Genomic DNA, 21,449 nt, shown 5'->3' with positions numbered 1-21,449 from the left:
GACACAAGGGGCCGCGAACCCGCCGCGACGGAGTCGCGGCCAATAAACACCGGGTACACCATCCCCGGCTCGTGCGGTCTGAGTCCCGCCCGGTGTGGTGTGGTTCTACCCCCGCTCTCGCGGTAGGTTCCCCACCGAGATCCCGTTTCCACCCGCGAGCCCACACTCGGAGATACCCCCACAAAGCCCCACTCCCCGTAGAATTTTCCGAGTGGTGATACCGGACAAGCCCATTGGGCAGCCTATCGAGCACCCCAATGCCACGGCGGTGCTGTTCCTGGGCGCGATAAGTGTCCTCTGCTGCGGTATCACGGGCCCCGTGGCCTGGGCGCTGGGCAGGCGCGCGCTCGATCAGATCGAGGAGTCGGGTGGCGCCTACGGTGGCCGAGCCCAGGTATTGGTCGGCTATGTGCTCGGTGTCATCGGCACGATTCTGATGATCGTCATGGCGGTGTTGTTCCTGCTGATCATGTTGGGCGGCAACGCCTGACGGAGGGGCCGGTCAGTCGAGGACCGGCCGTTCGGCGCCGTCGCCGTCCCAGGTCGGCCATTCGGAGCTGATGCTGCCGCTCCAGTTGGGTTGGCGGCGTTCGCGAAACGCGGCCATCGCTTCGTCGCCGTCGATGCTGTTGGCCGCGTGCGCGTTGAGTTCGGTCTCGAGTCGTCCGACCATGGTCGGGCTCATGCCGAGTCCTTCCCACAGCAGGCGTTTGGACAGTCCGACGGTGAGCGGGGCCGAACCGTTGGCGAGGTCGTGCGCCACGGCGAGGGCGGTGGGCAGGACTTCGGAGGCTTCGAGGCAGCTGTTGGCCAAGCCCATGGATTTGGCCTCGTCGCCGTCGAAGGTACGTCCGGTGAGCATGATGTCGGCGGCGTTGGCCAGGCCGACCAGGCGCGGCAGTGTCCAGTGCGCGTAGCCGTCGGCGAGGACGCCGCGGCGGACCTGGCTGAGGCCGTAGACCGCGTCGCGGGCCATGTATCGCAGGTCGCATTGCAGGGCGAGGGCCAAGCCGATGCCGACCGCGTGACCGTTGACGGCCGCGATCACCGGTTTGCGCACGCGCCATGGCGCGGGGTCGATGGTGGCGCTGACGTCGCCGACTCGGCTGGACAGGTCCGCGCCCGCGCAGAACGCGGGCGGGGTTCCGGTGATGACGACGGCGCGGACGGCGTCCTCGCTGTCGCAGCGGAGCAGGGCGGCGCTGAGCTCGGCGGTCATGGCCGGGGTGAACGCGTTCTGCTGTGCGGGCCGGTTGAGCGTGAGCACGGCGATGCCCGCGGAGACATCGACGAGCAGTTCCGAACTCATGCCAGCATGGTAGTCGAACGACCCGTCTGTGTTTCTCGACCGTGACAACCGGCGCGCGGTTGGTCTCGGGTGCTCAGGCCAGTTGTCCGCGCAGCACTTGGCGGCCGATCGCGTACTTGTGCACCTCGGTGGGACCGTCGTAGAGCCGGAAGGCCCGCATGTCGCGGAAGATCATCTCGACGACGGTTTCGTCGCTGATGCCCATGCCTCCGAGTATCTGGACGCAGCGGTCGGCGACCTTGAACAGTTCCTCGGAGACGTAGGACTTGGCCATCGAGCTCTCGTGCCGCGCCTTGGCGCCGTTGTCCATGAGCCAGCAGGCGTGCCAGATGGTGAGGCGGCACTGGTGCAGCGCGATCTCGTTGTCGGCCAGCATGAACGACACGCCTTGGTGTTCGCCGATGGGTTTGCCGAAGGCGGTGCGCGAGCGGGCGTATTCGACGGCGATGCTGTGCGCGCGTTCGGCGGCGCCGAGCCAGCGCATGCAGTGGGTGAGGCGGGCTGGTGCGAGCCGCAGTTGGGCGTAGCGCAGCGCCTGCCCGGATTCGCCGAGCAGCGCTTCCTTCGGCAGCACCAGGTTCTCGAAGCGCACGACTCCGTGGCCGCCGACGTAGTTGCGGTCCATGGTGTTCATGGTGCGTTCGATGACGATGCCGGGCTGGTCGCCGTCGGTGAGGAACAGTGTGGGGCCGTCGGGGACGTGCTGGTTGGGCGCGACCCGGGCCATGATGATCCAGCTCTTGGCGCCGTCGGCGCCGGTGATGAGCCACTTGTGGCCGTTGATGGTGAAGTTCTCACCGTCGAAGACGGCTTCGGTGGCCAACTGGTTGGGGTCCGAGCCCGCGCCCCAGGGTTCGGTCATGGCGAATACGGTGCGCTGATGGCCGTTGACGGCGGGGATGAGGTGGCGTTCGATCTGTTCGCGGTTGGCGATCTTGGACAGCAGGAACATGTTGCCCTCGTCGGGTGCGGCGCAGTTCATCGCGACAGGCCCGAGCGTCGACCATCCCGCGGCCTCGTAGAGGACGGCCTGTTCGACGTGGCTGAGTCCGCGGCCGCCGAATTCCTCGGGTGCCTGGATGGTCAGCAGTTTCTCCGCGCGGGCGAGTTCGACGAGTTCCTGGCGCAGTTCGTCGTTGGGTCCGTGCGCGGTGACCCGGGGGTCGCGCTCGAACGGGATGATCGTGTCGGTGACGAACTGCCGCACGCGGTCGCGTTCGGCGGCGAGGTCGGCGGGAATCGTGAAGTCGATCATGGGTCACCATTCGTTCGGCGGTGTTTGGGTCGAGCATACGAAACCGGGGGTGCGGGACTGAAGGCGACTGCCATCTCTGAGGGCACCCGGCGTCTGTTCGATCCGCGACAAGCGCCGGACAACCCGAGAGGTCAGGCGGCGACCGGTCGAGGGCGGGCGCGCCCGCGACCGATGAGGCGGCAGATCAGATAGATCAGGAACGACACGGTCGTGACGAAGGTCGACACCGGCACGCCGGGCGCCAGGGAGAGCAGGATTCCGCCGACCGCGGCGATCTCGGCGAATACGATCGCCAGCACGGTCGCGCGGACCGGATTCGCGGTGAGCTGCGCCGCCGCGGCGGCGGGGGTGATCAGTAGCGCGAGTACGAGCAGCGCGCCGACGATCTGCACGCCGAAGGCGGCGGTGACGCCGAGCATGACCGCGAACACGATGGACAGCGCCCGCACCGGGACGCCGCGCGCCACCGCGACTTCCGGATCGGAGCTGGCGAACAGCAGTGGCCGGTAGACGGTCGCCAGCGTCGCCAGCACCAGGACGGTGCAGGTGAGCAGCACGGCCAACCCGCTGTAGCCGACGCTGACGACCTGACCGGTGAGCAGCGAGAACTTCGAGCCCGCCCGTTCGGGGCCGAGCCACAGGAACAGCACCGACAGGCCGAGACCGAAGGAGAGCACCACCGCGATCACCGAATCGCGTTCGCGCGCCTTGGTTCCCAGCACACCGAACAGGATCGCCGCCACGACCGATCCGACGATGGCCCCGAGTCCGACGCCGACGCCGGCAAGCAGCGCGGCGGCGGCGCCCGTGAGGGACAACTCGCTGGTGCCGTGTACGGCGAACGACATCTGTCTGCTGATGATGAGCGGTCCGATCGCACCCGCCAGCAGCCCGAGCAATGCCGCGGCCAGCACCGCCTGCTGGACGAAATCGTAGGAGAGCAGGTCGGCGGTGGTGCCGAAGTCGAACATGGCGACCAGCACGTCGCGCAGGCGGTCGATCATGCCCGCACCCCCATCGGCGTCTGTCCAGCGTGCGCGTCGTCGTGGCAGTGTTGCGCGCCCGCGGAACCGAGCGCGTCCAACGAGTCGCCGGTGCCGACGACCACGAGCCGCCCGCGCACCCGCAGCACGTCGACCTCGGTGCGATACAGCTCCGAGAGCACCTCGGAGGTCATCACCTCATCGGGTCGCCCGATACGGAACGCGCCGTCGACCAGGTAGATCACCCGGTCCACCAGCGGCAGAATCGGATTGAGCTCGTGGGTGACGAACAATACGGCGGTGCCGTGCGTGCGTCGACGCCGGTCGATCAGCTCCGCGACCAACCGCTGATTGGCCAGGTCCAGACTCAACAGCGGTTCGTCGCACAGCAGCACCCGCGGATCGCCGACCAAAGCCTGGGCCACCCGCAGCCGCTGCTGTTCGCCGCCGGACAGCGATTCCAGCGGTTCGTGCGCGAACTCGCTCGCGCCCACGTCGGCGACGGCTGCGGCGACCTTGCGTCTGCGTTCGGCGCGCCCGCGCAGTCCGAGGCCCCAGCGGTGACCGTCGACGCCGAGGCCGACGAGATCGACACCGCGCAACTGCACACCCGCGTCGATGGTCTTCTGCTGCGGTATGTAGCCGATACCGGGATTGCCGAGCCGCACGGGCGCGCCCGCGATGGCGGCCTCGCCTGCGGTGAGGGCGAGCTGGCCGAGCAGGACGCGAAGCAGCGAGGTCTTACCGGAACCGTTGGGGCCGAGCACGGCGACGAATTCCCCCGGCGCCACCTCGAGATCCAGGTCGGCCCACAGGGTGCGCTCGCCGAAGGCGAGCCGGGCGGCGCGGAGGCGGACGGCGGCCGTGTCGTCGGTGTTCCCGCGCCGCCCGCGCACCTGATCGGTGTTCTCGGTCAGCGCGGCTCCCTCGGTCATGATCGGCTACTTCATCGCGGAGGCGATGGCCTCGGCGTTGTCGGTCTGCCAACGAATGTAATCGACGCCCCCGGGCAGGGTTTCGGTCACCTCGATCACCTCGATGCCGTTGGCGCGGGCGATATCGCGCAGGTCACGGGTGATCTTGTCCTCGGTCTGCACGTTGTAGACCAACGCGCGGACCTGCTTTCCGGTCAGCAGGTCGCGGGTCGCGGCGACGGCGGCCGGCGCGGGATCGGTCTCCTGCTCGATCGCCTCCTGGAATTCGCGCGGCGTCCGGTCCTCGGCGCCCGCGGCCACGAGCAGGTAATGGGCCAGCGGCTCGGTTTGCAGTACGGGGGTCCTCGGGTGTTCGGCGGCGGTCCTCGCGCTGATCGCCGAGATGGCGGCCAGCCGGGACTTGAACGCGGCGGCCCGTTCGGCGTAGCCGTCGGCGTGCCCGGGGTCGACCTCGCCCAGTGCGGCGGCGATGCGGTCGGCGACGGTGGCGACGGTGCGCACGTCGTACCAGATGTGTTCGTTGTCGTCGGTCTTGTCGGCGCGCGATTCGAAGGCGTCCACGGTGCGCATGTCCTTGCCCCGCACGGCCTTCTCGATGAACTCGTCGTAGCCGCCGCCGTTGTAGACCACGAGGTCGGCGTCGCCGATCCGGGCCGATTCCACCGCGGAGGTCTCGTGCGAATGCGGGTCGGCGGCGGGGTCGTTGATGATCGAGGTGACGGCGGCGTCCTCGCCCGCGATGGCGGCGGCGATATCGCCCCATACATTCGTGGAGGCGACCACGCTGGGCTTGCCGGAACCGTCGGGGCTGCCGCAGGCCGTCAGTGCCGCGAGGGTCGCCAGCCCCAGGGCGGCTCCTGCGAACTTCAGTACGAGACGGCTACTCACGCGGGTACTCCTGGCGGTGCGGCGGATCCTGGAGTGCTCGGGATCGCGCGGCGCTCGACTGTGCGGAGTGCCCTCTTGGCCCTGAGTGCTCTAGACCGCAATGGAAATCGTTACCGTTTTACTTTATCAGGACCGCGCAACTCGGGAACCGCCCGCCCGCCGCCCAACCCCCGCCCGCGCGACGCCGGATGTCGAGGGCAGTGAACGAACGGCGACGCCGCGTCCTGTGACGGACGCGGCGTCGCGTAATTCGAGGAACCCGTCACCGGGTCGCGGGCCCGCTCAGACCAGCGCTTCCGCCGGCTGGCCGAGCAGCTGCGCGCAGCGAAGCAGGCCGAGGTGACTGTAGGCCTGGGGATGGTTGCCAAGCGACCGTTCGGCCACCGGGTCGTACTCCTCGCTGAGCAGTCCGGTCGGACCCGCCACATCGACCAGCTGGGCGAACAGCGCCTCGGCGTCGGAGCGCTTGCCGATGAGCAGGTACGCCTCGACCAGCCAGGCCGCGCACAGGTGGAAGCCGCCCTCGCCGCCGGGCAGACCGTCGTCGTGGTGGTAGCGGTAGACGGTCGAACCGCTGCGCAGTTCGGCCTCGGTCGCCACCACGGTCGCGGTGAACCGCGGATCCGACGGGTCGATGAGTCCGCTCAGGCCGATGTGCAAGGTGGCCGCGTCCAGATCGGTGCCGTCGTATGCCGCGGTGTAGGACTGCACCTCCTCGTTCCAGCCCTTGGCCTTGACCTCCTCGGCGATGGTCTCGCGCAGTGCCGTCCAGGCCGGATCGATCTCGCGGCCGAACTTCTGGGCCAAGGTGAGCGCGCGATCCACCGTGAGCCAGCCCATGACCTTGGAGTACACGTGGTGGCGCGGATTGCCGCGGATCTCCCAGATGCCGTGGTCGGGTTCGGTCCAGCGGCGCTGCACCGCCGAAACCATCGCGCACACCAGTTCCCAGTCTGCGTCGGGCAGCACCAGTTCCGGGGCGGTGACGCCCTTGCGCTCGCGGGCGTGCGCCAGCGTGGCGATGAGGTCGACGATCGGTCCGAAGACGTCCAGCTGGACCTGCATATTCGCGGCGTTGCCGACGCGCACCGGCCGCGAGCCCGCGTAACCGGGCAACTGGTCGATGACGGCCTCCGGCGGCAGGGTCTCGCCGTAGAGGGTGTAGAGCGGGTGCAGCCGTTCCGGGCCCGGCAGGGTTTCGAGCACCCGGTGCACCCAGACCAGGAATGCCTCGGCCTCGTCCAGCGAGCCGAGCGACACCAGTGCCGAAGCGGTGAGCGCGGCGTCGCGCAGCCAGCAGTACCGGTAGTCCCAGTTGCGCACGCCGCCGATGTCCTCGGGCAGCGAGGTGGTGGCCGCGGCCAGGATGGATCCGGACGGCGCGTGCACCAGACCGCGCAGCGTGAGCGCCGAACGCTTCATGAGATCCGGCTTGAGCGGCGGCAATTCGAGTTCGCTCACCCAGTCCGACCAGTAGCGCTCGGCCAGACGGCGGCGTTCGCTCTCGGAGTTCTCGGCGGGGCCGAGGTCCTGTGTGCCGCAGCGCAGTTCGAGCACGATCGGACCCTGCGACGGGTCGACGACCGCGCGCGCCACATCGTGGTTGCCGTCGGATTCGATCTCCCACCGCACGCCGGGGGAGCGCAGCACGTTCGGATCGTTGGTGCCGAGCACCCGCAGACCGTCGGTGTCGAGTTCGATGCTCACCGGCACCTGACCGAATTCCGGTCGCGGCGCGAAGGTGACAACGGCCCTGGCGTCGCCGGTGATGACCCGGGTCAGATCGGTCCGGCTCGGCGCGACGTCGTGGGGCAGGTAGTCCAGCACTTGCAGACTGGCCCAGCGGGTTTCGACGGACATGGTGCCGTCGATATAGCGCTGCGACAGCGGCAGGCCCGGTCGTTCCGGCGTGATCGTGAAGTGTCCGGCCTGCGGGCCGCCGAGCAGATGGGCGAAGACCGCCGCCGAATCCGGCTCGGGATGGCAGAACCAGGTGACGGTGGCGTCGGGGGTGAGCAGCGCCACGGAACGCGGACTCGACAGCATGGTGAGCCGTTCGATGCGCGGTGCGCTCGCGCCCGCCAGCCAGGTCCGGCGCTCCTCGAGCAGGAAGGCCAGCGCGCGGGAGACGTCCTCGGTGCTCTCGACCCGGAACTTCGCCAGACTCTCGCCGGTGCCGACCTTGATGCCGAGGTCGGGTCCCGACAGCATGCGGAACGCCTTCTCGTCGGTGACGTCGTCGCCGAAGAACACCGCGGCGGTCGCGCCCTCCTGATGGCGGATGGTGTCGAGCGCGCTGCCCTTGTCGGTGGGAATGACCGCCAATTCGATGACGGCCTTGCCCTCGGTCACCTGGACGCCGACCCAGCAGGCCGGACCCTGGCGGGTCGATTTCAATGCGCGCAGACCGATTTCGGGACTCGCATTGCGGACGTGCAGCGCGACGCTGGCGGGTTTGACCTCGACGGTGACGCCAGGATTATCCGCCGCGATCTTCGACAGCGAGTTCTGCACCTCTGCCAGCAACTGTTTGGCATCGTTATCGATCGCGTGCACGAAGCCGACGTCGAATTCCGATCCGTGGCTACCGATGAGTTGTACTTCGACCGGGAGTCGAGAAAGGGCGGCGAGATCCCGCAACGCGCGGCCGGAGATGACCGCGGCGGTGGTCCCGGGAAGTCCGGCGAGCGCGCGTAACGCGCTCACCGATTCCCGGTGGGGATACGCCTTGGTCGGGTCGGAGACGATGGGCGCCAACGTCCCGTCGTAGTCCGATGCGACCAACAGCCGTGGCTCGCGTGCGATCGTCGACAATGCACGGCGAAGTTCCTTTGGCAGATCCTGTGCGCTCACACATCCAACCTAGTGATCGGAGGAGTTTTTCCATGGGCGGGCAAAACAATACTGTGTTGAATTCGCCGCACCGCAGCGCGCCAGCACCCGTGCGCACGAATACGAACAAGGGAACCGGATTCGCCCAGTTAACACGCAGGTAACCAGCCGGTAACCGTCGGACGGACCTGATCGACTCGTGTCGAGAATCGGTCACGAGTGTCACCGCCGAGGCGCGCGGGCGCCCGGGCGGACGTGCCGGGGATGAGTCGCTTTGCCGGACATCGTGGTTCGGTGCGGGCGCGGCGACCGCGGGCAAGCGCGGCATATCGATAACGGTAGACCGGTTGTCGGCCTTGTGCGCGCCGGCCGCGTCGCCGGTCTCCCGCGCCGGCTCCGTGCGGGACCGCGGCTATTTCACCGTGCCGTCGCCGAGCAGCAGATCCACCGTCAATTCCAGGCGATCGGCGACGTCGGTGGCCGAAGCGCGCCTGGTCAGCCATGCCACCAGGTTGGACAGCCACACATCGCTGATCACACGGGCGATGGCCAGCTGACGCTCGGTGGGTTCGCCGTCGTTCATCGCGCGGGCGAAGACGCGGTCCATCACCTTGCCGACCCGGTCCACCTCGGCGGCGGCCGAGGCGTCGGCGAACATGAAGGCGCGGGTCATGGCCTCGGTGAGCAGCGGATCGCGCTGCATCATGCGGGTGATCTGGGTGAGCAGTATGTGCATGCGCTCGCGCGGGGTCTGGCCGGTCAGCGGCTTGCGTTTGCCCTCGAACTGCTCGAACTCGCGCGCGAGCGCCGAGACCAGCAGATGCACCTTGGATGGGAAGTAGCGGTAGAGGGTGCCAACGGCCACGTCGGCGCGTTCGGCCACCGCCCGCATCTGCACCGCGTCGTAGCCGCCCTTGGAGGCCAGCGCCAGCGTCGCGTCCAGGATTCGCTTGCGCCGTTCGCGCTGTGCCGCCGAACTCAGTTCGTCCTCGCTCAGCGTGGTGACCGTCGTGGTCGCCCGCGCGGAGATCGACGCGCCTCGTTCCTTCGAGTCTTCGTTCTCGAGCTGCACTTCGCCTCCGCGCCCTTCACCTCGTAGTCGCTGTCCGCCCTCGGGCCTCGACGTGCACGCCGTGCCGGGGGCGCGGCCGGTGCGCGGGTCCGTCTCTTGACTTACGCCCGGCCTGGATATTAGAACATGTTCTAGGTGTGGGAGTCACGCCGGAAAGGCGGTACGGACTGTGACCATCGCCACCACTGAAGAGCATAAAGCCGTTCAGGAGTCGATGCGCGGGTGGGCAAGGGCGGCCCGGCCGATTGTAACGATGCGGGACGCGGCCGTACCGGGGACGGGGCGCGACGGAGAGGCGTTCTGGCGCGCCTACTGGCCCTCGCTGGTCGACCTCGGCATATTCCGGGTCGCGGTCGCCGAGGAGGCGGGCGGTGCGGGCGCCACCGTGGTCGACCTCGCCGTCCTCATCGAACAGGCCGCACACGACATGGTCGGCGGCCCGGTGCTGTCCACCGCGGCGGCGAACCTGGTCACCGAGGGCGCCGTCGCGGAGGACATGCCCTGCGGCATCGCGCTCGACTTCCTCGTCGAGTCCGGGGTGAGCGTATCCGGCGTCGGCGAGAGCGTGTTGCTGACCGGTGTCTGGGAAACGGTGCTCGGCGCCGCCGAGGGCACATCGGTGCTGCTGCCGGTGCACACCCCGCAGGGACGGCGCTGGTGTCTGGTGCCACCGGACGCGGCCGGGCTGCGCGTGGAGGACATCGCCTCGGCCGACCCGAGCACGCCGCTGGCGCGCGTGAGCTGTACCGAGGTCGAGGTGCCGTCGGCGGCCGTGTTCACCGCGCCGCACGCGGCCGAGGACCTCATCGTGGTGCTCGCCGCCGCCGAACTGGCGGGCATCGCGGGCTGGTGCCTGCGCACGGCCGTCGAATACGCCAAGGTGCGTGAGCAATTCGGCCGCAAGATCGGATCGTTCCAGGCGGTCAAGCACATCTGCGCGTGGATGCTGTGCCGCACCGAACTCATCCGCGCGGTCGCCGCCGACGCCGCCGCCGCGGTGGACGAGGGCGGCGCGGAACTGCCGATCGCGGCCGCCATCGCCGCCGCCGTCGCGCTCGACGCCGCGGTGGAGACCGCCAAGGACTGCATCCAGGTGCTCGGCGGCATCGGTTTCACCTGGGAACACGACGCGCACTTCTACCTGCGCCGCGCCACCGCGCTGCGCCAGCTGCTCGGCGGCTCGGACCGCTGGCGGGCCCGGGTGACCGAACTGAGCAGGGCGGGACAGCGCCGGACCACGGGGGCGGATCAGGTGTTCACCCGAGCGACGGACGCGGAGGCGGAGCATGACCGCGGATCCGACCGGGCGGACGCGGCCGTGGGTGATCTGGCGGCCGAGGTCGCGGCCATCGCCGCCCTGCCCGCCGACCAACGCGCCGCCGCCCTGGTCGACGCAGGACTGGTGATGCCGCACTGGCCCGCCCCGTACGGCAGGGGGGCCGACCCCATGACCGGGTTGGTCATCTCGGAGGAATTGCGCCGCAACGGATTGCAGACCCCCGACCTGGCCGTGGGCGGGTGGGCGGTGCCGACGCTGTTGCAGCACGGCACCGACGAGCAGATCGAACGGTTCGTGTGGGCGACGCTGCGCGAGGAGGTGATCTGGTGCCAGCTGTTCAGCGAACCCGGCGCCGGATCGGATCTCGCCGCGCTGCGCACGACGGCCAAGAAGGTCGACGGCGGCTGGGTGCTCAACGGCCAGAAGGTGTGGACCTCGCTCGGCGATCGCGCCAATTGGGGCATCTGCCTGGCCCGCACCGACGCCGAGGCGCCCAAACACCGTGGCATCAGCTACTTCCTGGTCGACATGCGAAGTAAGGGCCTCGATGTGCGCCCGTTGGTGCAGATCACCGGGGAGGCGCGATTCAGCGAGGTCTTCCTCGACGAGGTGTTCGTACCCGACGACGCGCTGGTCGGCGCGGTGAACAACGGCTGGAAGATCGCCCGCTCGACGCTGTCCGCGGAACGGGTCGCCATGGGCGGCAACGGGATCGGGCCGGTGCTCGAGGAACTGCTCGCCAAGCTGCCCGCCACCGGGCGGGGTGCGGAACTGATCGCCGACCGCCTCGGCGCGTTCGTCGCCGAGGCCATCTCGGGACTGTTGCTCGAACAGCGCGCCGTCATCGAGATGCTCGCGGGCGGCGACCCGACGGCGCTGAGCAGCGTGCGCAAGCTCGTCGGCGTGCGCCACCGTCAGAACGTCGCGGAATTCGCCGCGACCAGCGCAGGTACGGCGGGCGCGCAGGAATCGGACGTGGTCAAGGAATTCCTGTTGACCCGCTGTCTGTCGATCGCGGGTGGCACCGAGCAGATACTTCTCACCGTTGCGGGTGAGCGCGTACTCGGCCTGCCGCGCGACGCGAACGGTTAGTCGACGAGGGGAACTGGAGTAAGAGCGTGGATTTCACCAGGGACGAGGGCCAAGACGCCGTGGCCGAAGTCGTTGTCAGCGTGCTGGAGCGGGAGTCGGCGCGCGATATCGACCTGTGGCCCCAACTCGTAGAGAGCGGTCTGCTGTCGGTGGCCCTGCCGTCCCGCTTCGGCGGCGACGACATGGGATTCGGCGAGATCGCGGTCATGCTGACCGAACTGGCTACCGATGCGGTGGCCGTACCCGCCTTGCCGACATTGGGTTTCGCGCTGCCGCCGCTGATCGCGGGTCTGCCCGACGGTGTCGCCGAGCGGGTGCTGCCCGCGGTCGCCGAAGGCGCGATCCTGACCGCGGCATTGAGTGAACCGGGTGCGCCGTTCGTGGTGCGACCCGAGACCACCGCGGTCGCCGAGGGCGATACGGTGCGGATCACCGGGCACAAGGTCGCGGTGCCCTACGCCGAGCAGGCGCGCTGGCTGCTGATTCCGACCGACGCGGGTCTCGCGCTGGTGGAGGCGGGCCTCGACGGGCTCACCGTCACGCCGTCGCCGGTGTCGGGCGGTATGCCCGAGGCCACGGTGCGGCTCGACGACGTGCGCGTACCGGCCGACCAGCTCATGGCGGACGGCCTGCCGTACCTGCACCGGGTCGCGGTGGCCGCGATCGGGTCGGTGGCCGACGGGCTGTTGAAGGGCGCGGTGGTGCTCACCGCCGAACATCTGCGCACTCGCCATCAGTTCAACCGTCCGCTGGCCGAATTCCAGGCGGTGGCCCAGCAGATCGCCGATCTGTACGTCGTCTCCCGCACCCTGCACGCGGCGGCGGTCTCGGCGACCTGGGCGCTGGCCCAGGACGACACAGAGCCCGCGCACCGGGAGCGCGTCGACGACGATCTGGACGTGCTGGCCTATACCGTGGCCTCCGAACTGCCCGCCGCCATGCAGAAGTGCCATCACCTGCACGGCGGTATCGGGGTCGACATGACCCATTCGATGCACCGCTACTACTCACAGGCCAAGGACATCGCCCGCTGGCTCGGCGGCGCGTCGTTCCGTCTCGACCGATTGGGGGCCAAATGTTCATCGACCTGACCGCCGAGCAGCAGGAACTCCGCGCGGAACTGCGCACGTACTTCGCCGATCTCGTGACTCCCGAAGAAGAGGCCGAGATGCAGGGCAACCGGCACGGCGACGCCTACCGCGCCGTGGTGCGCCGCATGGGGCGCGACGGCAGGCTCGGCGTCGGCTGGCCCAAGGAATACGGCGGACAGGGTTTCGGCGCCGTCGAACAGCAGATCTTCTACAACGAGGCGGTGCGCGCGGATGTGCCGCTGCCCCTGGTGACGCTGTTGACCGTCGGTCCGACCTTGCAGACCTACGGCACCGAGGAGCAGAAACGCAAGTTCCTGCCCGGAATCCTCACCGGCGACATCCATTTCGCGATCGGCTACTCCGAACCCGAAGCGGGCACCGACCTGGCCTCGCTGCGCACCAGCGCGGTGCGCGACGCCTCGGGCGACTGGATCGTCAACGGGCAGAAGATCTTCACCACCGGCGCGCACGAGGCGGACTACATCTGGCTGGCCTGCCGCACCGGAACGGTGGAATCGCGCCATCGCGGGATCACGATCCTCATCGTCGACACCCGCGATCCCGGGTACTCGTGGACGCCGATCATCACCTGCGACGGCGCCCACCACACCAACGCCACCTATTTCGACGACGTCCGTGTCCCCGCGAACATGCTGGTCGGACAGGAGAACCGAGGCTGGCAGCTGATCACGACCCAGCTCAACCACGAGCGGGTCGGGCTCGGTCCGTCCGGCAAGATCGAACAGCTCTACGACCGCGTGCGCGAATGGGCTGGTGCGCACGGCGTGCTCGGCGACCCCGACGTGCGGCGGTCGCTGGGACGCGTGCACGCGATGGTCCGGCTCAACGAACTGCTCAACTGGCAGGTCGCGGCCACCGCGGACAGCAAGACCGATGACCCAATGGGCGTGATCGCCGATGCCTCGGCCACCAAGGTCTATTCCACCGAATCGCTCCAGGAGGCGGGCAGGCTCGCCGAGGAGATCGTGGGCTGCTACGGCGATCCGGCCGATCCCGACACCGCGGAACTGCTGACCTGGTTGGACCGGCGCACCAAACAGAACCTGGTGGTGACCTTCGGCGGCGGCGTCAACGAGGTGATGCGCGAACTCGTCGCCACCGCGGGTCTGAAACTGCCTCGCGTCCCCCGCTGACCGCGCACCGCAACAGATCGAAGGAGATCGGCATGCCGGATACGACCGCACCCGAAGAGATCGCCGCCGCCGCCGAACGCATTCGGGCGGCGGGGGCGAGCGCGCCGCGGCAGGCGCGCGATCCGGTGAACCAGCCGATGATCAACAACTGGGTCGAGGCCATCGGCGACACCAATCCGATCTACGTCGACGAGCAGGCCGCCATCGCCGCCGGCTATCCCGGCATCGTCGCCCCGCCCGCGATGGCGCAGGTCTGGACCATGTTCGGACTCAACGGAGTGCGCCCGGCCGACGACCCGCTCGGCACGGTCACCGAACTGCTCGACGAGGCGGGCTACACCTCGGTGGTCGGCACCAACTGCGAGCAGATCTACCACCGCTATCTGCTGCCGGGTGAGCAGGTGACTGTCACCAGTCGCCTCGACACGCTGGTCGGCCCCAAGCGGACCGGACTCGGCGACGGCTGGTTCGCCACCTTCCGCACCGAATGGCGCGTTGGCGACGAACTGGTCACCGAAATGCTGTTCCGCATACTGAAATTCGCGCCCGGCCCGCCGAAGCCCGCGGGCGAGCGGGTCAAGCCGCTGGTCTCCCACGACACCGAATTCTTCTGGGAGGGAACCAAAGCGGGCGAGTTGCGGATTCAGCAGCTGCCCGACGGCTCGCTGCGGCATCCGCCGATTCCCGCGGTGTGGAAGGACAAGGCCGAATGGACCGACTATGTCGTTGCCTCCGGGCGCGGCACGGTCTTCAGCTACGTGGTGCACCACGCGCCCAAGGTGCCGGGGCGGCGGCTGCCGTTCGTGGTGGCGTTGGTCGAGCTGGAGGAGGGGGTGCGGATGCTCGGCGAACTGCGCGGTGTCGACCCCGCCGAGGTCGAGGTCGGCCTGCCGGTGCGGGCGGGCTTCGAGAAATTGGACGACGATGCCACGCTGCCGTACTGGAAGGTGAGCGAATGACCGCCGTATCCACGCCGAATGTCGAGGTCGGCACGGTCCTGCCGGAGCTGGTGATCCACGCCGATCCCACCTTCGTGATCAGCACCGCCCTCGCGACAAGGGATTTCCAGGACGTACACCACGATCGCGACAAGGCGGTGGCGCGCGGGTCGAAGGACATCTTCGTCAATATCCTCACCGACACCGGTCTGGTGCAGCGTTTCGTCACCGACTGGGCGGGTCCGCGGGCACGGGTGAAATCCATCGCGCTGCGTCTCGGCGTGCCGCTCTACGCGGGCGACACGCTCACGATCAGCGGCACCGTGACCGCGGTCGAGGGCGAGGAGGTCCACCTCGAGGTGATCGGTCGCGACAGCCTCGGCGAGCACATCACGGCCAAGGCCGTCATAGCGATCACGGAGGTCGACGGTGAGCAGTAACGGCACGCAGGACGCGCCGCTTTCGGGGCGCGCGGCGATCGTCGGCATCGGAGCCACCGACTTCTCCAAGGAGTCCGGGCGCAGCGAATTGCGGCTGGCCGCCGAGGCGGTCAACGCGGCGCTGGCCGACGCCGGACTGACCGCGGCCGACGTGGACGGGCTGACCACGTTCACGATGGACACCAACACCCAGGCCGCGGTCGCCCGCGCGGTGGGCATTCCGCAGCTGCGGTTCTTCTCCCATATCGGCTACGGCGGCGGCGCGGCCTGCGCGACCGTGCAGCAGGCCGCGATGGCGGTGGCGACCGGGGTCGCCGACGTGGTGGTGGCCTATCGCGCGTTCAACGAGCGGTCGGTGTCGCGGTTCGGGCAGTTCTCCACGGCGCTTGCCACCGCGCCCACCTCATCGGGGATCGACGCGGGCTGGTCGTATCCGCACGGGCTCGGCACGCCCGCGGCGCAGGTCGCCATGGTCGCGCGCCGCTACATGCACGTATACGGTGCGACCAGCGCGGATTTCGGCCGCGTCGCGGTGGCCGACCGCAAACACGCCGCGGTCAACCCGGACGCCTTCTTCTACGGCAAGCCGATCACCCTCGACGATCACCAGAACTCGCGCTGGATCGCCGAACCGCTGCATCTGCTGGACTGCTGTCAGGAATCCGACGGCGGTGTCGCGATCGTGGTCACCAGCGCCGAGCGGGCACGCGACCTGCCGCAGCGTCCGGCGGTCATCGCCGCGGCCGCGCAGGGCAGCGGCGCGGACCAGTACGTCATGACCAGCTACTACCGCGACGCGCTCACGGGTCTGCCGGAAATGGGTCTGGTGGGCGATCAGCTGTGGGGCCAGAGTGGATTGCGGCCGCAGGACATGCAGGCCGCCATCCTCTACGACCACTTCACCCCGTTCGTGCTCATGCAGCTGGAAGAACTGGGTTTCTGCGGGCGCGGCGAGGCCAAGGACTTCATCGCCGACGGCGCCATCGAACTGGGCGGGCGGCTGCCGCTGAACACCCACGGCGGACAGCTCGGCGAGGCGTACATCCACGGGATGAACGGCATCGCCGAGGCCGTGCGCCAGATCCGCGGCACCTCGGTGAACCAGGTGGACTCGGTCCGCAATGTCGTGGTCACCGCGGGGACCGGCGTCCCCACCTCGGGACTCGTGCTCACAGCGTGACCGCGGCCGCCTTGCGCAGCAACAGGTCTCGTTCGCGCTCGTTGCCCGCCAGGGCGGCCGCCGCCTCGAATTCCGCGTGCGCCTCGGCGCGGCGTCCGAGGCGGGCGAGCAGTTCGCCGCGGGTCGCGGGCAGCAGGTGGTAACGGGCCAGCCGACCGTCGGCGACCAGTGCGTCGACCAGCCGCAGGGCGGCGCCCGGACCCGCGGTCATGGCGACGGCCGCGGCCCGGTTCAACTCCACCACCGGTGAGGGCGCGATCCGGCCGAGCGCGTCGTAGACCAGGACGATGCGCTCCCAATCGGTCTCCTCGACCGAATTCGCCACCGCGTGACATTCGGCGATGGTGGCCTGCAACGCGTAGGGCCCGCGCCCGCGGCCGAGCGCGTCGACCCGCCGCAGCGCGGCCCGGCCGCGGGTGACGCAGCCGCGGTCCCAGCGGCGGCGGTCCTGGTCGGCGAGCAGGACCGGGTCGCCGTTGACATCGGTGCGGGCCGGGAAGCGCGCCGAGGTCAGTTCCATGAGCGCCACCAAGCCGTGCGCCTCGGGCTCGTCCGGGACGAGTTCGGCCAGAATCCGCCCGAGCCGCAACGACTCCCGGCCCAGTTCGGGCCGCATCCAACTGTCACCGCGGCCTGCCGCGTACCCCTCGTTGAACATCAGGTACAGCACGCCGAGCACCCCGGACAGGCGGGGGCCGAAATCGGCGCGCGACGGCACCTCGAACGGCACGTTCGCCGCGGCGAGGGTCTTCTTGGCCCGCACGATGCGCTGCTGCACGGTCGCGGTGGACACCAGACAGGCCCGCGCGATGTCCTCACTGGACAGTCCGCCCACCACCCGCAACGTCAACGCGACCTGCGCCTCGCGGGCCAGCACCGGATGGCAGGAGACGAACACCAGCCGCAGCACGTCGTCGTCGATGCGATCGGGATCCCACGGCGGATCGGCCGGGTCGCGGTCGCCGTCGAGTTCGAGTTCGCGGGCTATGCCCGCGAGCCGCCGCGCGTAGCGTTCGTCGCGCCGCCACCGGTCGACGGCCTTGCGTTTGGCGACCGTGGTCAGCCACGCGCCGGGATTGTTCGGCACCCCGGTCTCGGGCCACTGCGCGAGCGCGTCGACGACGGCTTCCTGGGCGAGATCCTCGGCGAAGCCGAAATCGCCGACCGCGCGGGTGAGGGTCGCGACGATCCGCGCCGATTCGATGCGCCACAGCGCCGCGACGGAGCGCCGAACCGATTCGGCGTCGCCGCCGGGCCGCCGCGTGACGGTGTCGTTCATGGCTGATACCCCGGATGCCTTGCCGTGTCAGGAGTTACGCGACTCGATCTCCTCGCGCCAGCCCGCTTCCTTCTGGACCCACTCGTTGTCCTGGGGGAAGTCCTCGTTGCCGTGCACTCGCCGCACCTCCAATTTGGAGCCCGGCCCGAGCGGGCAGCGCTTGGCCCATTCGGCGGCCTCCTCCTTGGTGGCGACCTCGATGATCCAGAATCCGCCGAACAGTTCGGTGGTCTCGCCGTAGGGGCCGTCGGTGACCAGCGGGGGATCGGCGGCGAAGTCGACGACGAAGCCCTCCTCGGGTCCGGCCAGACCCTCGCCCGCCAGGATCACCCCGGCCTTCACCAACTCCTCGTTGTACTTGCCCATCGCCTCGATGATCTGTTCGAAGGGCACCTGCTCGGCCGCCTCGATCGCCTCGTCCGTCGAGCGCATGATCAGCATGTATTTCATTGTCAGCTCCTCTGTCCGGGGGCCGTGTCTCGACCCTCTCACCCATCACGTCGAACGAGAGGGAACGAGATCGACAGCCGCGGAAAACTTTTTTCTTAGTTCTCCGCGGGGTGCGGGAACGGCCGGAGCGTACCGGTCCGCGTTCGGTGGGCATAGGTTGATTCCACGGTTGTTTCACCCGAAGGAGTCCGATGAGCGCCCGGCATCTGGTCGATGTGCACATGCTGTTGCGGCGCGACGCGGAGCTGTTGCTCAGCAGGCGGCGCAGCGGCGACGAATTCGACGGCCGCTGGCATCTGCCCGCGGGCAAACTCGAGGAGGGCGAGTCGGTGACGGCCGCTGTGGTGCGCGAGGCCGTGGAGGAGATCGGTGTCAGGCTGGATCCGGCCGATTTGCGCCTGGTCCACGTCGCCCACGTGGTCTCGCCCGGTCGCCCCGCGCGGCTCGGGCTGTTCTTCGAAACTCGGAGCTGGATCGGCGACCCGGTCAACCGCGAACCCGACAAATGTTACGAGCTGTGCTGGTTCCCACTCGACGCGCTCCCCGCCGATACGATCGCCTACCCGTTGGCGGGTATCGCCGCGCTCCGCACCGGAGATCCCTACTCCGAATTCGGCTGGCCGATGTGAGATCGCACAAACGCGGACGACCAGGTTCTGGTCATCCGCGCAGACCGGACGGAGTTGTACGGACGTACCGGCAACGGCGTACAAAGCCGAGGTAGTCCGAAGTCTCCGATTCCCTCCCGGCGGACCGCCCGGCATGTAACGATGTGGCTGTTTTGTGGCAGCACTCAGATTCGGTGGGTAATTCGGTTGGTTCGAGCGCGAGCGGCCATAACGCGCGTGATCGCGCTGATCACGTTGCTCGCGTGCGCCGTGATCGCCCTGCGCGGCTATGTGCCGGGCGGCGCCGACCACGGCCCGCCGCGGTCGATGCCCTCCGCGGTCGCGGTCGCGTTGATGCCGGTGCTGTTCACCGTCTCCGTGGTCATCCTGCTCGCGGGTGTGCTGGCCAGCCAGCACCGGCTGCCGTTGGCCATGCCCGATATCGAGGTCGATGAACGACCCGGCGGTCCGCGGCTCGGCCGTGGCGGTCTGGTGGTTCTCGGCGTACTCGCCGCCATCGCGCTGCTCGCCGCCGCGTTCTCGGCGATCCGGCTCATCGGCGGCGGCGCGGACCGACCGCCGCCCCCGCCCGCCGCGCCGACCACCGACCCGTCGCTCGCCCCGCAACCGCCGTCGCCCGCGACCTCGGACGGATTGAGCGGTACACCGCTGTTGCTGACGACCGTCGCCGCTGTCGCGCTGGTCGTGATAGCGCTCGCGGCGCTGTCCTACATCCTGTTCAAGGCGGGCAGGCAAACGGTGCCGCGGCCGGAGTCCGCGGCCGCCGCCGCGGACGAGGCGGTCGATTCGCTGACCCGCGCCGCGGAAATGGGCTTGGCCGCGATGATCGCGCCCGGTCAGGATCCGCGCACCGCCATCATCGCCTGCTATGTCGCGATGGAACGCGGCCTCGCCTTCGACCGCGCCGCCGCGCCGCTCATCTCCGACACGCCGATGGAGGTGCTGGCGCGTGCCTTCGAACGCGGCGCGCTGCACGACGCCTCGGCCCGCGAACTCGTCGCGCTGTTCGAGGAGGCCCGGTTCAGCCCGCATTCCATGCTGGAATGGCAGCGTATGCGCGCCGAACAGCTGCTGCGCATCGTGCTGGCCGACCTACAGGGCAAACGGAATGTGGCGGCCGAGGGGGTGGTCTCGTGACCAGGGCCATGATCGCGGCCGCCATGATCGCCGCCGTCCTGCTCCTCGACGCGGTCGCCGTGCTGCGCGGCCCGCTCGCACTGGTCATGGTGACCGCGCTGCCGGTGGCCTTCGCCATGTACCGGCTGACCAGGTCGCTCGGTGAACGCCCCGGCGTCGCCGAGGAGGAACCCGTCGAGGACATGGAGAACGGTCCGGCCGAGATGCTGTACCGCTGGCAGGCCCGCGCCCAGCTGCTGGCCGACCGGGCCGAGGGCACTCGCGCCGACTGGGACCGGCATCTGCGTCCGCTGCTGGCCAAGGAGTTCGAACTGTCGACCGGGCTGCGGGTCGCCAAGAACCGCAAGGCGACCGAGTCCGCGGGCCTCCTGCAATTCGGACCCGAACTGTGGCGATGGGTCGACCCCGCGAATTCGGCATTGCGCGATCAAACCAGCAGCGCACCCGGACGGGCGGCGCTGGACGAGATCCTGCGCCGCCTGCAACGAATGTAGAGCGCATTCACGAGACGAATGGGTTGAGGTAAGTGCGAGTGGACATATGACGATGCCGATGGACGCGACCGTCCAGCAGACCGAGGCCGTCCTGCGGGAGCTGTCCCGCGTGATCGTCGGTAAGCGGGACGAGTTGCAGCTGATCATGATCGCCGTGCTGTCGGGCGGGCACGTGCTCATCGAGGATCTGCCCGGACTCGGCAAAACGCTGATAGCGCGGTCGTTCTCGGCCGCGCTCGGGCTGGATTTCACCCGCGTGCAGTTCACCCCCGACCTGCTGCCCGCCGACCTGCTCGGCTCCACCATCTACGACATGTCCTCGGGCCGGTTCAACTTCCGGCGCGGGCCGGTGTTCACCAATATGCTGCTGGCCGACGAGATCAACCGCACCCCGCCCAAGACGCAGGCGGCGCTGCTGGAGGCGATGGCCGAGGGACAGGTCAGCATCGACGGCGAGACCTTCCCGCTGCCGCAGCCGTTCATCGTGCTTGCCACCGACAATCCGATCGAATACGAGGGCACCTATCCGCTGCCGGAGGCGCAGCTCGACCGGTTCGCCATCCAATTGCGGTTGGGGTATCTGTCCGAACACGACGAGACCCAGATGATCCGCCGCAGGCTCGAACGCGGCGCGACTCCGCCGCAGGTGGGCCAGGTCGTGGACGCGGACGGCCTGCTGGAGATGCGCCAGTCGGTCGAATACGTCTCGGTGCATCCCGACGTGGTCGGCTACGTGGTCGCGCTGGCGACGGCGACCCGCGGTCATCCGCAGGTCGAGGTGGGGGCAAGCCCCCGCGCGGAACTCGATCTGGTGCAGATGGCGCGTGCGCGGGCGCTGCTGCTCGGACGCGATTACGTGATCCCGGAGGATGTGAAGGCGTTGGCGATTCCCGCGATGGCGCACCGCATCACGCTGCGTCCCGAGATGTGGGTGCGCCGGATCCGAGGTGAGGACGTGATCAGCGAACTGTTGCGTCGTCTACCGGTTCCGCGCGCCACCGGGGCATGAGCG

20 protein-coding genes are annotated in these 21,449 nt (G+C 69.1%); 11 read left to right on the top strand and 9 right to left on the bottom strand.

Translation table 11 applies throughout. The features are described from left to right. Nucleotides 1–211 precede the first annotated feature (211 nt). Nucleotides 212–490, top strand: coding sequence for a DUF4190 domain-containing protein (locus APZ21_RS30195; RefSeq protein WP_054816655.1), 279 nt, complete (start codon nt 212–214; stop codon nt 488–490). A 12-nt stretch (nt 491–502) separates the two neighbouring features. Here the strand turns inward: APZ21_RS30195 and APZ21_RS30190 are convergent, their stop codons facing one another. The 7 genes from APZ21_RS30190 to kstR all read right to left on the bottom strand — a co-directional run bounded on the left by APZ21_RS30190 (nt 503) and on the right by kstR (nt 9,232). Beyond that, a complete protein-coding gene (locus APZ21_RS30190; RefSeq protein ID WP_054816654.1) occupies nt 503–1,309 on the bottom strand; it encodes an enoyl-CoA hydratase/isomerase family protein in 807 nt (268 codons plus the stop codon). Nucleotides 1,310–1,382: 73 nt separating this feature from the next. Further along, complete coding sequence (locus tag APZ21_RS30185; RefSeq protein WP_054816653.1) at nt 1,383–2,564, bottom strand: acyl-CoA dehydrogenase family protein; 1,182 nt, start codon at nt 2,562–2,564, stop codon at nt 1,383–1,385. 131 nt (nt 2,565–2,695) lie between these two features. After that, a complete protein-coding gene (locus APZ21_RS30180) occupies nt 2,696–3,568 on the bottom strand; it encodes a metal ABC transporter permease (RefSeq protein ID WP_054816652.1) in 873 nt (290 codons plus the stop codon). Further along, nucleotides 3,565–4,464 (bottom strand): metal ABC transporter ATP-binding protein, encoded by a 900-nt coding sequence (locus APZ21_RS30175; protein WP_371852319.1) that lies wholly within the window; start codon nt 4,462–4,464, stop codon nt 3,565–3,567. The genes APZ21_RS30180 and APZ21_RS30175 overlap by 4 nt, the downstream gene beginning before the upstream one ends. A 24-nt stretch (nt 4,465–4,488) precedes the next feature. Beyond that, the gene (locus APZ21_RS30170) at nt 4,489–5,370 is read right to left on the bottom strand and encodes a metal ABC transporter solute-binding protein, Zn/Mn family (protein WP_054816651.1); all 882 of its coding nucleotides are present in this window, start codon (nt 5,368–5,370) and stop codon (nt 4,489–4,491) included. Between the two features lie 282 nt (nt 5,371–5,652). Then, nucleotides 5,653–8,223 (bottom strand): trehalose-phosphatase, encoded by a 2,571-nt coding sequence (gene otsB / locus APZ21_RS30165; RefSeq protein ID WP_054816650.1) that lies wholly within the window; start codon nt 8,221–8,223, stop codon nt 5,653–5,655. A gap of 391 nt (nt 8,224–8,614) precedes the next feature. After that, nucleotides 8,615–9,232, bottom strand: a complete 618-nt coding sequence (kstR, locus tag APZ21_RS30160) for a cholesterol catabolism transcriptional regulator KstR (protein ID WP_054816696.1) — start codon at nt 9,230–9,232, stop codon at nt 8,615–8,617. 211 nt (nt 9,233–9,443) lie between these two features. Here kstR and APZ21_RS30155 point away from each other — a divergent pair, with 211 nt between their 5' ends. The 6 genes from APZ21_RS30155 to APZ21_RS30130 are packed head-to-tail and all read left to right on the top strand — an operon-like array spanning nt 9,444 to nt 16,448. Further along, complete coding sequence (locus tag APZ21_RS30155; RefSeq protein WP_054816649.1) at nt 9,444–11,645, top strand: acyl-CoA dehydrogenase family protein; 2,202 nt, start codon at nt 9,444–9,446, stop codon at nt 11,643–11,645. 26 nt (nt 11,646–11,671) lie between these two features. Further along, complete coding sequence (locus APZ21_RS30150; protein ID WP_054816648.1) at nt 11,672–12,736, top strand: acyl-CoA dehydrogenase family protein; 1,065 nt, start codon at nt 11,672–11,674, stop codon at nt 12,734–12,736. Next, nucleotides 12,721–13,890, top strand: a complete 1,170-nt coding sequence (locus APZ21_RS30145; protein ID WP_054816647.1) for an acyl-CoA dehydrogenase family protein — start codon at nt 12,721–12,723, stop codon at nt 13,888–13,890. The genes APZ21_RS30150 and APZ21_RS30145 overlap by 16 nt, the downstream gene beginning before the upstream one ends. A gap of 32 nt (nt 13,891–13,922) precedes the next feature. Then, nucleotides 13,923–14,849, top strand: a complete 927-nt coding sequence (locus tag APZ21_RS30140; RefSeq protein WP_054816646.1) for a bifunctional MaoC family dehydratase N-terminal/OB-fold nucleic acid binding domain-containing protein — start codon at nt 13,923–13,925, stop codon at nt 14,847–14,849. After that, nucleotides 14,846–15,268, top strand: coding sequence for a MaoC family dehydratase (locus APZ21_RS30135; protein WP_054816645.1), 423 nt, complete (start codon nt 14,846–14,848; stop codon nt 15,266–15,268). The genes APZ21_RS30140 and APZ21_RS30135 overlap by 4 nt, the downstream gene beginning before the upstream one ends. Next, entirely contained in the window at nt 15,258–16,448 is a 1,191-nt protein-coding gene (locus APZ21_RS30130) for a lipid-transfer protein (RefSeq protein WP_054816644.1), read from the top strand. The genes APZ21_RS30135 and APZ21_RS30130 overlap by 11 nt, the downstream gene beginning before the upstream one ends. Here APZ21_RS30130 and APZ21_RS30125 read toward each other — a convergent pair. Both APZ21_RS30125 and APZ21_RS30120 read right to left on the bottom strand, forming a co-directional pair. Beyond that, on the bottom strand, nt 16,438–17,727 hold the full coding sequence (locus tag APZ21_RS30125; protein ID WP_054816643.1) for an RNA polymerase sigma factor: 1,290 nt from the start codon (nt 17,725–17,727) through the stop codon (nt 16,438–16,440). The genes APZ21_RS30130 and APZ21_RS30125 overlap by 11 nt on opposite strands. A 27-nt stretch (nt 17,728–17,754) precedes the next feature. Then, complete coding sequence (locus APZ21_RS30120) at nt 17,755–18,177, bottom strand: YciI family protein (protein WP_054816642.1); 423 nt, start codon at nt 18,175–18,177, stop codon at nt 17,755–17,757. A 191-nt stretch (nt 18,178–18,368) separates the two neighbouring features. Here APZ21_RS30120 and APZ21_RS30115 point away from each other — a divergent pair, with 191 nt between their 5' ends. From APZ21_RS30115 to APZ21_RS30100, 4 genes are all read left to right on the top strand, one after another. After that, nucleotides 18,369–18,806, top strand: coding sequence for an NUDIX hydrolase (locus APZ21_RS30115; protein WP_054816641.1), 438 nt, complete (start codon nt 18,369–18,371; stop codon nt 18,804–18,806). A 216-nt stretch (nt 18,807–19,022) separates the two neighbouring features. Beyond that, complete coding sequence (locus APZ21_RS30110; protein ID WP_054816640.1) at nt 19,023–19,943, top strand: DUF4129 domain-containing protein; 921 nt, start codon at nt 19,023–19,025, stop codon at nt 19,941–19,943. Next, on the top strand, nt 19,940–20,437 hold the full coding sequence (locus APZ21_RS30105; protein WP_239476899.1) for a hypothetical protein: 498 nt from the start codon (nt 19,940–19,942) through the stop codon (nt 20,435–20,437). Before APZ21_RS30110 ends, APZ21_RS30105 begins: the two co-directional genes overlap by 4 nt. A 46-nt stretch (nt 20,438–20,483) precedes the next feature. Then, nucleotides 20,484–21,446: an AAA family ATPase gene (locus APZ21_RS30100; protein ID WP_054816639.1), complete on the top strand. Its 963-nt coding sequence runs from the start codon at nt 20,484–20,486 to the stop codon at nt 21,444–21,446. Nucleotides 21,447–21,449: the final 3 nt, after the last annotated feature.

The organism is Nocardia arizonensis, from assembly GCF_001310275.1.
Classification (GTDB): Bacteria; Actinomycetota; Actinomycetes; order Mycobacteriales; family Mycobacteriaceae; genus Nocardia; species Nocardia arizonensis.
The sequence above is the reverse complement of the archived record's forward strand: the minus strand, read 5'-3'. Positions and strand labels throughout refer to the sequence as shown.

What these genes read in the sequence shown, in the direction of transcription:
- APZ21_RS30190 (WP_054816654.1), bottom strand. Translation starts at nt 1,309, where the DNA reads ATGAGTTCGGAACTGCTCGTCGATGTCTCCGCGGGCATCGCCGTGCTC.
- APZ21_RS30185 (WP_054816653.1), bottom strand. Translation starts at nt 2,564, where the DNA reads ATGATCGACTTCACGATTCCCGCCGACCTCGCCGCCGAACGCGACCGC.
- APZ21_RS30180 (WP_054816652.1), bottom strand. Translation starts at nt 3,568, where the DNA reads ATGATCGACCGCCTGCGCGACGTGCTGGTCGCCATGTTCGACTTCGGC.
- APZ21_RS30145 (WP_054816647.1), top strand. Translation starts at nt 12,721, where the DNA reads ATGTTCATCGACCTGACCGCCGAGCAGCAGGAACTCCGCGCGGAACTG.
- APZ21_RS30140 (WP_054816646.1), top strand. Translation starts at nt 13,923, where the DNA reads ATGCCGGATACGACCGCACCCGAAGAGATCGCCGCCGCCGCCGAACGC.
- APZ21_RS30135 (WP_054816645.1), top strand. Translation starts at nt 14,846, where the DNA reads ATGACCGCCGTATCCACGCCGAATGTCGAGGTCGGCACGGTCCTGCCG.
- APZ21_RS30125 (WP_054816643.1), bottom strand. Translation starts at nt 17,727, where the DNA reads ATGAACGACACCGTCACGCGGCGGCCCGGCGGCGACGCCGAATCGGTT.
- APZ21_RS30120 (WP_054816642.1), bottom strand. Translation starts at nt 18,177, where the DNA reads ATGAAATACATGCTGATCATGCGCTCGACGGACGAGGCGATCGAGGCG.
- APZ21_RS30115 (WP_054816641.1), top strand. Translation starts at nt 18,369, where the DNA reads ATGAGCGCCCGGCATCTGGTCGATGTGCACATGCTGTTGCGGCGCGAC.
- APZ21_RS30100 (WP_054816639.1), top strand. Translation starts at nt 20,484, where the DNA reads ATGACGATGCCGATGGACGCGACCGTCCAGCAGACCGAGGCCGTCCTG.